Raw genomic sequence first — 6,622 nt, 5'->3', positions numbered from 1 at the left:
CTCCCCCTCCCCCTCCCCCCCCCCCCCCCCCCCCCCCCCCCCTCCCCCCCCCCCCCCCCCCCCCCCCCCCCCCCCCCCCCCCCGGGCCGGCCTCGGCGTGATGGTCTGCAACAGCGCCCAGGACGCGGGCGAGGAGGCCGAATACCTCTCCCTCTTCGCCGAGCAGCGGGTCCGGGGCGTGCTGCTCACACCGGCGGACGCCACCGGCCGCAACATCGCGGCCTTCCGCCGCCACGGCATCCCCTTCGTCCTGGTCGACCGGGTCGCCGAAGGCACCACCGAGTGCTCGGTCTCCGTGGACGACGTGGCGGGCGGCGCGCTGGCCGTGCGGCACCTCGTCGACGCGGGGCACCGCCGCATCGCGTACGTCAGCGGACCGCCCGGCCTGAACCAGGTCCGCGACCGCCGCACCGGCGCCCTGACCGCCCTCGCCGAGGCCGGACTGGGCCCGGACCGCCTGCGCGAGCTGCCCACCGAACGCCCCGACGTCGCCGCGGGGCGGGACGCCGGCGTCCGCCTGCTCGGCCTGACCGACCGCCCCACCGCCGTGTTCTGCGCCAACGACCTGCTCGCCCTCGGCGTGCTCCAGGCGATGTACGCGGCCGGGGTCGGCGTCCCCGACGACCTCGCGATCGTCGGCTACGACGACATCGAGTTCGCCGCCGCGGCGGCCGTCCCCCTCACCTCGGTGCGGCAGCCCGCCGTCACCATGGGCACCATGGCGGCGGAGCTGCTGCTGGAGGAGACGCGGACCGGGGCCGCGGCGAGGCCGCACGAGCACCGGCGGGTCGTCCTCAGTCCCGAACTGGTGGTCCGCCGCTCCAGCCTGTCCGCCCGCTGACCGGCCGCTCCGCAGGGGCGCCGTGGTCCCGGGTCCGCCGGCCGGAGGGGCATGTGCTGGACTGGGGCACGGCCCGACCGTCCGTCCGTCCCGGGAGCCCCGTTGACCGTCAGCTACCGCCAGCCCGGTGTCGTCCTCACCGACCGCCGCTTCACCGTGCCCCTCGACCACGACGACCCCTCGGGGGAGACGATCGGGCTGTACGCGCGCGAGGTCGTCGACGCCGGCAAGGCGGACCGGGACCTGCCGTGGCTGCTGTACCTCCAGGGCGGCCCCGGCTTCGGGGCGAACCGTTTCATCGGAAAGCAGGCCTGGCTCGGCCGGGCCCTGGAGGAGTACCGCGTGCTGCTCCTCGACCAGCGCGGCACCGGCCGCTCCACCCCTGCCAACCGGCAGACGCTCCCGCTGTGCGGCGGCCCCGCCGAGCAGGCCGAGTACCTCACCCGCTTCCGCGCCGACTCCATCGTCCGCGACTGCGAGGCCATCCGCCCCGAGGTCACCGGCGGCGCCCCGTGGACCGTCCTCGGCCAGAGCTTCGGCGGCTTCTGCACCGTCACCTACCTGTCCACCGCCCCCGAGGGCCTGGACACCGCCCTCGTCACCGGCGGACTGCCCTCCCTCGACGCCCACGCCGACGACGTCTACCGGGCCGCCTACCCGCGCGTCGAGCGCAAGGTCGCCGCCCACTACGCCCGCTACCCGCAGGACGTCGAACGCGCCCGCCGCATCGCGGAGCACCTCCTCGCCCACGACGTCGTCCTGCCGAACGGCTACCGGCTCACCGTCGAGGCCTTCCAGTCCCTCGGCATCCTCCTGGGCAGCGGCGACGGCAGCCACCGCCTGCACCACCTGCTGGAGGACGCCTTCGTCCGCACCCCGTCGGGGCCCGAGCTGTCCGACGCGTTCCAGGAGCAGGTGCAGGGCCTGCTCTCGTACGCCGGCCACCCGCTGTACGCGCTCGTCCACGAGGTGATCTACGCCCAGGACGCCCGCCCCACCGCCTGGTCGGCCGAGCGGGTGCGGTCGGAGTTCCCGCGGTTCGACGCGGCCGGGGCGCTCGCCGCCGGTGCGCCGCTGCTCTTCACCGGCGAGACCGTCCACCCCTGGATGTTCGACTGCGACCCCGCGCTGCGGCCGCTGCGCGAGACCGCCGAACTGCTCGCCGCCCGCACCGACTGGACGCCCCTGTACGACCCGGCCCGCCTCGCCGCCAACCGGGTCCCGGTCGCGGCGGCCGTCTACCACGACGACATGTACGTCCACACGCCCCACTCGCTCGAGACCGCCCGCGCGATCCGGGGCCTGCGCACCTGGGTCACCGACGAGTTCGAGCACGACGGCGTCCGGGCCGGCGGCCCCCGCGTCCTGGACCGGCTGCTCGCCCTGGCGCGCGACGAGGTCTGAGCCGGGCGGGACGGACCCCGGTGCGCCGTCGGTGCCGCGGGTTGGGGCCTTTCGTTCGGAACGGACCCCGCGAGCCCGGCCCGATCCCGACCAAAGGCCCTAGGCTGCGGGCATGACCGAGCCGACGATCAGTCAACTCCAGCCCATGCCCGACGACTGGCAGCGCGCTCTGGCCGTGGTGGCCCACCCGGACGACCTCGAGTACGGCTGCTCGGCGGCGATCGCCTCCTGGACCGACGCCGGCCGCGAGGTCGCCTACGTGCTGGCGACCCGCGGCGAGGCGGGCATCGACACCCTGGCGCCGGCGGAGTGCGGCCCGCTCAGGGAGCGGGAGCAGCGGGCGAGCGCGGCGGTGGTCGGCGTGTCGGCGGTGGAGTTCCTGGACCACGCGGACGGGGTGATCGAGTACGGCCCCGCCCTGCGCCGGGACATCGCCGCCGCGATCCGCCGCCACCGGCCCGAACTGGTGATCACCCTGAACCACCGGGACACCTGGGACGGCGCCTACTGGAACACCCCCGACCACGTGGCCGTCGGCCGTGCCGTGCTCGACGCGGCCGGTGACGCCGGCAACCGCTGGATCTTCCCGGAGCTGACCGAGCGGGGCCTCGCGCCGTGGGACGGGGTCCGCTGGGTCGCCGTCGCCGGTTCCGGCACGCCCACGCACGCCGTGGACGCCGCCGGGGGGCTGGAGCGGGCGGTGCGCTCCCTGCTCGAGCACCGCACCTACATCGAGGCGCTGACCGACGAGGACCCGGAGGCCTACGCGCGCGGCCTGCTGACGCGGAGCGCCGAGGAGACGGGCCGGCGGTTCGGCGGCCGGCCCGCGGTCGCCTTCGAACTGTTCCCCCGGGCCACGGTGTGAACCACGTGGACACCGCGAACACCGCGAACGGCGGGGAGCCGCTGGCCGAGCGCTTCGAGGAGCACCGGGGGCGTCTGAGGGCCGTCGCCTACCGCATGCTCGGATCGCTGACCGAGGCGGAGGACGCCGTCCAGGAGGCCTGGCTGAGGCTGGGCCGGACGGACCCCGGCGAGATCGGCAACCTCGGCGGCTGGCTGACCACGGTGACCGGCCGCGTCTGCCTGGACCTGCTGCGGTCGCGCGCCGCGCGCCGCGAGCAGCCGATCGACGAGACCTTCGTCCCCGACCCGGTCGTCAGGCCCCTGCCCCGGTCCGACCCGGAACAGGAGGCGCTGCGCGCCGACGCGGTGAGCATGGCCCTGCTGGTGGTCCTGGACCGGCTGGAGCCCGACGAGCGGCTCGCGTTCGTCCTGCACGACCTGTTCGCCGTGCCCTTCGACGCCATCGCACCGGTCGTGGAACGCACCGCGGCCGCCACCCGGCAGCTCGCCAGCCGGGCCCGCCGCCGGGTCCGGGACGCGACACCCCCCTCCGAGCCCGACCTCGGCCGGCAGAAGGAGGTCCTCGAGGCCTTCAGGGCCGCCGCCCGCGGCGGCGACTTCGAGGCGCTGCTCGCCGTCCTGCATCCGGACGTGGTCCTGCGGGCCGACGCGGGCGCCCTGGTCCGCGGCGCGGCCGGGTCCAAGGCGCTGCGGGGGGCGAGGCCGGTGGCCGAGTCGGCGTTCCTGTTCGCCCGCCACAACGCGGCGGCGCGGATGGCGCTGGTCAACGACGCGATCGGCCTGGTCGGCGTGGTGGGGGGCCGGATCCGGTCGGTCCTGTCCGTCACCGTCGCCGACGGCCGCATCACCGGCCTGTACGTCCTGGCCGACCCGGAGCGGCTGGCCCGCCTGGAGGTGCCGGACGGCGGGGCGTGAACCCGGCCGGCGGACCAGCGCCGGCCGGCCGTTCCGTATGCTGAACGCCATGCGGGAACAGAGGGCCGACCGGTCGGAACTGCGCGGTGACTGCGCACGGTGCTTCGGGCTGTGCTGCGTGGCCCTGCCGTTCACCGCCTCGGCCGACTTCGCGGTGGACAAGGGCGCCGGGACGCCGTGCCGGCACCTGCGGGGCGACCACCGGTGCGGCATCCACGCCCGCCTGCGGCAGGAGGGCTTCACCGGCTGCACGGTCTACGACTGCTTCGGCGCGGGGCAGAAGGTCTCGCAGGTCACCTTCGGGGGACGGGACTGGCGCACCGGTCCGCCGGAGCGGGCCCGCGCCATGTTCGACGTGTTCCCGGTCGTGCGGCAGCTGCACGAGCTGCTGTGGTACCTCACCGAGGCGCTGGCCCTGCCCGCGGCCCGTCCGGTGCACGCCGGGCTGCGCCGGGCGAGGGAGAAGACCGAGCGGCTCACCCGGCAGGCCCCGGAGGAACTGGCCGCGCTGGACGTGGCCGCCCACCGGCAGGACGTCAACGCGCTGCTGCTGAAGGCGAGCGAGCTGGCCCGGGCGGGGGTGCGCGGGCGCCGCGGGGACCGCCGCAACGCCGACCTGGCGGGCGCCCGGCTCAGGGGCGCCGACCTGCGCGGGACCAGTCTGCGCGGCGCCTGCCTCATCGCCGCCGACCTCACCGGGGCGGATCTGCGGGGCGCCGACCTGATCGGCGCCGACCTGCGCGACACCGACCTCACGGACGCCGACCTGACCGGGGCGTTCTTCCTCACCCAGCCCCAGCTCCAGGCGGCCCGGGGGAGCGCCGGCACGAGGCTGCCGGGGTCACTCGCCCGTCCCGCGCACTGGACCGCGGGAGTCTGACGCGGCGTCGCCGCCGGCCCGGCGGCTCCCGGGCACGGCGGGCGCCGTCCGCCGCTCCGGACGCAGCCGCAGTCCCTCCGGCATCAGCGTGAGCCGCTCGGCCACCCGCAGCCGGTAGCCGGGGTCGGGGCGCAGCTCGTAGCGGCGCAGCAGCAGCCCGAGCACCAGGGCCGCCTCGTGCAGGGCGAACTGCCGCCCGACGCAGGCCCGCAGCCCCGTCCCGAACGGCTTGAAGGCGTGCGGCGGGCGGGACCGCACCGCGGGCGCGTCGAAACGGTCCGGGTCGAACCGCTCGGCGTCCGCGCCCCACACCCCGGGGTCCCGGTGCAGCATCGGCGTCAGCACCAGCGTCCACGCGCCGCGCCGCATCGGATGCTCCCCGGCCAGCACCGTGTCCCGCGTGGCCTCCCGGGCGAAGGCGGGCGCCGTCGGCCACAGCCGCAGCGACTCGTCCAGCACCCGGCGGACGTACCGCAGCCTGGCCACCTGCTCGTAGCCGGGCGCCGCCGCGGTGCCCCAGACGCGGTCCACCTCGGCGCGGGCGCGGGCCGCGACGTCCGGATGCCGGGAGAGGTGGTACAGGGCGAAGGAGAGGGCGCCCGAGGTGGTCTCGTGGCCGGCCACCAGGAAGGTGATGACCTGGCGCCGGACGTTCTCGGGCGAGAGCCGCTCGCCGGTCTCCGGGTGGGCGGTGTCCAGCATCCGGTCCAGCAGGTCCCCCTCCCCGCCGCCGTGGGCGCGCCGGGCGCGGACCACCTCGTCGACGATGCGGTTCAGACGGCCGATGTCGGCCGCGTTGCGCCGGCCCGCGCGCCGCAGCAGCAGCGGTGCCAGCGGCGCGGGCACGTTGTTCAGCCGCTGCGCGTACGTCAGGGTGCCCACCATCGCGGTCACGAAGGGGTGCGGCCGGGACCGTTCGAACGAGCCGAAGTCGTACCCGAACCCGGTGCGCGCGATCGTCTCCAGGGTCAGTCTGGTCATGTCGCCGGGCACGTCCACCGTCCGGCCCGCGGCCGCCGCGCGGTCCCAGTGGTCCGTCAGCCGCCCCGCCACGTCCAGCATCATCGTGTGGTAGCCCGCCATGGCCTCGCGGCGGAAGCCGGGGGCCAGCACGTCATGCGCCAGCCGCCAGTGGGGCTCGTGGTTGTAGGCGGTGAACAGCCCGTCGCCCGCCACCGGCCGCAGATTGGCGACGCCCAGCCCGACGTGCTTGGCGAACCGGCTCTCGTCGGCGAGGTCGGCCACCAGACGGGCGCCCCAGGTGAACACGAACTCCTTGCCGAAGGCGTTCCGCCGGAAGATCGGACCCAGGCGGCGCGCGTACTTCAGCGAGTCCTGCACGGGTGTGCTCCGGCTCGCCCCGAGCAGGTCGCCGAGCAGCGGGAGACGGTACGGCGGGTGCGGAATGCGGTGCAGTTCGGGCCAGCCCAGCTCGGCGCTGCGGAATCCTCCCGGCAGCCCCGCGCCCGTCGTCGTCTCCGCCATGCTCGATCCCCTCCGGTCCGGCGAGCGCCCGCGACGTGTCGCACGCGGGTTCAACGGGGCGGTTCAGTCTGGTCCCGCCGCTGAATCGGCGTCAAGTACGGTGCGGGGACGGCCGTGGACCGGGGCGGGCGCTGGGGGCGGCGGTGGGGAGGGGCCCGGAGGACCCAGCCGGGGAGGCCCGAGCATGCCCAGAACTCGGGGGGCCGCCCTCCTCACTCAGCACCGCGTGG

Annotated in this window: 5 protein-coding genes and 1 pseudogene; 5 read left to right on the top strand and 1 reads right to left on the bottom strand. The window is 76.2% G+C overall.

Annotation, left to right across the window (positions count from 1 at the left end; all coding sequences use genetic code 11):
• Nucleotides 1-85: 85 nt before the first annotated feature.
• From ACZ56B_RS01930 to ACZ56B_RS01910, 5 genes and pseudogenes are all read left to right on the top strand, one after another.
• Nucleotides 86-841: pseudogene (locus ACZ56B_RS01930) on the top strand (substrate-binding domain-containing protein); the annotation flags it as partial.
• 102 nt (nucleotides 842-943) lie between these two features.
• Complete coding sequence (locus ACZ56B_RS01925) at nucleotides 944-2,245, top strand: alpha/beta fold hydrolase (protein ID WP_468785203.1); 1,302 nt, start codon at nucleotides 944-946, stop codon at nucleotides 2,243-2,245.
• Nucleotides 2,246-2,357: 112 nt separating this feature from the next.
• Nucleotides 2,358-3,110 (top strand): PIG-L deacetylase family protein, encoded by a 753-nt coding sequence (locus tag ACZ56B_RS01920; protein ID WP_468785201.1) that lies wholly within the window; start codon nucleotides 2,358-2,360, stop codon nucleotides 3,108-3,110.
• 5 nt (nucleotides 3,111-3,115) lie between these two features.
• Nucleotides 3,116-4,027: a sigma-70 family RNA polymerase sigma factor gene (locus ACZ56B_RS01915; RefSeq protein WP_468785199.1), complete on the top strand. Its 912-nt coding sequence runs from the start codon at nucleotides 3,116-3,118 to the stop codon at nucleotides 4,025-4,027.
• Between the two features lie 49 nt (nucleotides 4,028-4,076).
• Entirely contained in the window at nucleotides 4,077-4,907 is an 831-nt protein-coding gene (locus tag ACZ56B_RS01910) for a pentapeptide repeat-containing protein (protein WP_468785197.1), read from the top strand.
• Here ACZ56B_RS01910 and ACZ56B_RS01905 read toward each other — a convergent pair.
• Nucleotides 4,869-6,392, bottom strand: a complete 1,524-nt coding sequence (locus ACZ56B_RS01905; protein WP_468785195.1) for a cytochrome P450 — start codon at nucleotides 6,390-6,392, stop codon at nucleotides 4,869-4,871. The genes ACZ56B_RS01910 and ACZ56B_RS01905 overlap by 39 nt on opposite strands.
• Between the last annotated feature and the right edge of the window lie 230 nt (nucleotides 6,393-6,622).

The sequence above is a fragment of the Streptomyces sp. NPDC034670 genome (genome assembly GCF_055574875.1).
The sequence above is the reverse complement of the archived record's forward strand: the minus strand, read 5'-3'. Positions and strand labels throughout refer to the sequence as shown.

Coding starts and splice junctions, on each gene's coding strand:
- ACZ56B_RS01920 (WP_468785201.1), top strand. CDS start 2,358: ATGACCGAGCCGACGATCAGTCAACTCCAGCCCATGCCCGACGACTGG.
- ACZ56B_RS01905 (WP_468785195.1), bottom strand. CDS start 6,392: ATGGCGGAGACGACGACGGGCGCGGGGCTGCCGGGAGGATTCCGCAGC.
- ACZ56B_RS01910 (WP_468785197.1), top strand. CDS start 4,077: ATGCGGGAACAGAGGGCCGACCGGTCGGAACTGCGCGGTGACTGCGCA.